Source organism: Bacillus cereus group sp. BfR-BA-01524 (genome assembly GCF_022662595.1).
In the GTDB taxonomy this organism is placed as follows: Bacteria; Bacillota; Bacilli; order Bacillales; family Bacillaceae_G; genus Bacillus_A; species Bacillus_A thuringiensis_S.
The window spans coordinates 1-3,569 of record NZ_JAKUDW010000193.1 but is presented as its reverse complement, the minus strand read 5'-3'; the positions used below and the strand labels follow the sequence as shown (position 1 = coordinate 3,569).

Sequence of the window (3,569 nt, the reverse complement as noted above, 5' to 3'; positions counted from 1 at the left end):
GGACTATAAAAAAATTTAAAAATAAAAGCAGGTTCCATGTAAATGCTATAAGGATAATGTGAACCATGTCTCCCGACTCTATAGTTCCCATCCGAATTATTGTGAATTAATCTACCGTTAAGATAAAGTTGATTTGGAGTAGGTTGAATTATTATGCCGTGATAACGTTGTTTAACAAGCGGAGAACTATATCTTGGATTAGTGTAGCCATGAGTCGGTTCATCGATCATCATAATCACTCTTATTGAAAACATATTGTCACCCAAAGTGTTAAGTGATTTGAAAAATTTTTCTTTATTGTAACAGCATAGGAATTCTGTCGTATTTAATACCATTTTCCATCCTGTAATTTCTCTTTCAATTTTCATAACTTCTTGATCAACTAAATAAGCATCAAATTCGAGTGATTTTGAGTTTCGTATTTCCCAATTAGGAGCGAATGTTTTACAGATTTCAACTGAACGATCAGTGGATCCACGGTTAATAAGAATACCATGATCAAAAAGCTTTGTATGGTGCATTAACCACCATGGAAGTAAATATTCTTCATTGTAAAAATGAGAAATTAAAGTAGTCTTAATCAAAATCACCTCCGTATTTAACCGGCCTCTTATTTAATATGATATGGAAGGAACCTTATTGTTAGAAGGTTCCCTCTTAAAACTTTTAAACAAATAGGGTATATGGATGAATTAGTATATAAAGTAGTCTGATTGATGAAGAGTGGTATTAAAAAGTACAAAAACCTAAAACGAGAATGAGCATTGAATTAGTGTATAACGATTGAAATAGCACTAAAAACTAATAATACAGCCATAATGATGTTAAATAATTGATTGTGTTTTAATAGAAGTTTTTGAAACATAGAACCGAATAAGCTCCAACTAAATGTACTTGTTAAACCGACTATACCAAGAAATAATGAAAAAAGTAGAAAGCTTGAATATGAATTGTAGTAAGGAAGGATAAAAGTTGATACTACAGTCAGTCCGAATAAGATCCCTTTAGGGTTCACAAACTGAAGAAAAACCCCTACTGTAAATAGATTTTTATTATTCTTTTCATCGAGATTTGTACCCCCTTTGTTAGTGAATATCTTAAAAGCTAAATATAGTATATACGCTACACCTAAAATTTTTAAAGGAGCTTCAATTATAGGGAGGATATTAATTAATAAAATATTAAAGAAACTACATAAGGAAGTGAGGATAAAAAAACCGAAAGATACTCCAAAGCAAAACTTCATGCTCCTTTTTAATCCGTGTTGATTTGCGTATGTCATCGCTAAAAAATTGTTAGGTCCGGGTGTGAAGCTACTTATAAAAACAAATAATAAAAAAGAAAATATAGGCATTTGAAGACCCCCTAATTATTTTTGTGTGTTATAATGACCGAAAAGAACAATATAACGTGTGCTTTTTATTATACATACCGGTCGTTATATTGTATATAGTGTGGGAGTGTTTTTTATGGAAGAAATTCAACTTATACTGGCGAAAAATTTAAAAACTATACGAGAAAAAGAAAAATTGAGTTTGGAAAAAGTTTCCCAATTGACAGGTGTGAGTAAAACGATGATTGGACAAATTGAAAGAGGAGAATCAAGCCCGACACTAACAACAATATGGAAAATTGCAAATGGCTTGAAAGTTTCTTTTACCTCTTTAATCAACAATCCACAGCCTGATACGAAAGTGATTTTAAGAAAAGATATTCAAGTATTGTCTGAAGACAATGGAAAATATAATGTGTATCCTTCTTTTCCTTTTCAAGATGATAGACATTTTGAAATGTATACAGTGGAAATAGAAACAGAAGGGAAATTAAGTTCAGAAGGGCATAAAGAAGGCGCAGAAGAATTTATAACGGTATTTGAAGGTGAATTGACATTAAAAGTGAATAACAGTCAATATAAATTAAATAGTGGAGATTCAATTCGTTTTAAGGCCGATAGAGCACACTCTTATTATAATTTAGGGAAATCTTTGACTCGATTAAGCATGACAATTTATTATCCAACTGCATAAGTGTGCATTTACAGTAACAAAAGATAAAACCATCTATAAGAGATGGTTTTTATTTTTTATCACTCACAAAAAAAGACACTCATCAGAGTGTCAACATAGTATTGCTCTCGCGTATAGGATTGGAGTACATTTCTCAAATGCGTATTGAGATGGTTCGTAAAAGAGAAAATGTCTTCATATTTAATGTAACATCGGTGGAAGTCAGTGTAAATTGATAATATATATACGGAAAATTTAGTATAGATAGTTTCCACTATGGATATAGTGCGATTTGCTCTTTAATACGCCATCACTTTTATGAAATAATTGGGAGGTTCTTATTATGACAGACTTGGTATTTAATAATGTTTATTAGAAAAAGAATGAATCATTTTTTAATCGATTCGTATAATTGTTAGAGAGGCACCCGTTGAACCACCTCCAACCAAATTAACGACGGATAATATGCCGAATAATTGAAGTGAAATTGTATTACCGGCAATTAAATTAGTAATTAAATTATTGTTATAATTTGAAGTTGATATAGCGGGAGAAAAAATAGAACCAGGAAGTGGAGTAGAAGTGTTTAATAGTAGTCTTGTTCCAGCGAGTAGAGCAGTTGTCGTATTAACTTGATAGGTTAAATGATATCTTCCGGTTACAGGAATTGTAAATATATCGTTTGAGGCGTTAACTGTAAAATTACCGAGGCTTTGATTATTAGAAAGAGGAATATTAGTTCCACCTAATATCACAGAGATGGGACCACCTAATGTATTATTAGCGAACATAGAGTTTGTTGTAACTATTGACCCAGTACTTCCGGTAGATCCAGTACTTCCGGTAGGCCCAGTACTTCCAGTAGGTCCAGTACTTCCGGTAGGCCCAGTACTTCCGATAGGTCCAGTACTTCCGGTAGGCCCAGTACTTCCGGTAGGTCCAGTACTTCCGGTAGGCCCAGTACTTCCGGTAGGTCCAGTACTTCCGGTAGGTCCAGTACTTCCAGTACTTCCAGTAGGTCCAGTACTTCCGGTAGGTCCAGTACTTCCGGTAGGTCCAGTACTTCCAGTAGGTCCTGTAAGTCTGTATGGAAGAATAATTTCAAGAGCCATTGATACTAGTTCTTCTATTCTTTTTTCATTTTTATCTTGAATTTAAATCACCTCATTTTTAAATTAGAATGCAATAAGTTTCGTGTTCTTGGAATGGAACTATCATTTTATTATATTAATAGTAGTAGTTAAAGCAACGGTAAAATGTTTAATAACTGTATGAATCATTTGGAAAGAAAAAAGAATAGTTATGAAAGTATTCCTTAATAATAGACTCATACTTATGTAAGTTAATTAAAAATATGTGGAATGAGGAATTAAATTGAAGCGGAATGATAAATTATCAATAAATAAAGGTAAGATAGCACCTGAGAATATTGGGCCTACATTTCCAGCTCTTCCGCCAATATATATTCCAACAGGAGCAACGGGAGCAACAGGAACAACAGGAACAACAGGAGCAACGGGAGCAACAGGAACAACAGGAGCAACAGGAGCAACGGGAGCAACA

General features: G+C 33.3%; 5 protein-coding genes. 2 read left to right on the top strand and 3 right to left on the bottom strand.

The window, feature by feature from the left end; translation table 11 throughout:
* Together MR170_RS30100 and MR170_RS30095 are read right to left on the bottom strand one after the other, a co-directional pair.
* Nucleotides 1–584: glycosyltransferase family 2 protein (locus tag MR170_RS30100; protein WP_242310543.1), on the bottom strand; the 584-nt coding region annotated here is incomplete at its 3' end.
* 185 nt (nt 585–769) lie between these two features.
* The gene (locus tag MR170_RS30095) at nt 770–1,354 is read right to left on the bottom strand and encodes a LysE family transporter (protein WP_242310541.1); all 585 of its coding nucleotides are present in this window, start codon (nt 1,352–1,354) and stop codon (nt 770–772) included.
* Nucleotides 1,355–1,469: 115 nt separating this feature from the next.
* On the opposite strand from MR170_RS30095, the gene MR170_RS30090 reads away from it, so the two are divergent.
* Nucleotides 1,470–2,027: a helix-turn-helix domain-containing protein gene (locus tag MR170_RS30090; protein WP_029442289.1), complete on the top strand. Its 558-nt coding sequence runs from the start codon at nt 1,470–1,472 to the stop codon at nt 2,025–2,027.
* 374 nt (nt 2,028–2,401) lie between these two features.
* Here MR170_RS30090 and MR170_RS30085 read toward each other — a convergent pair whose 3' ends face one another.
* On the bottom strand, nt 2,402–3,118 hold the full coding sequence (locus tag MR170_RS30085; protein ID WP_242310539.1) for a BclA C-terminal domain-containing protein: 717 nt from the start codon (nt 3,116–3,118) through the stop codon (nt 2,402–2,404).
* A 262-nt stretch (nt 3,119–3,380) separates the two neighbouring features.
* Between MR170_RS30085 and MR170_RS30080 the strand changes: the two genes are divergently transcribed.
* Nucleotides 3,381–3,569 (top strand): exosporium leader peptide-containing protein (locus MR170_RS30080; RefSeq protein WP_242310536.1); only part of this gene is annotated, 189 nt, incomplete at its 3' end.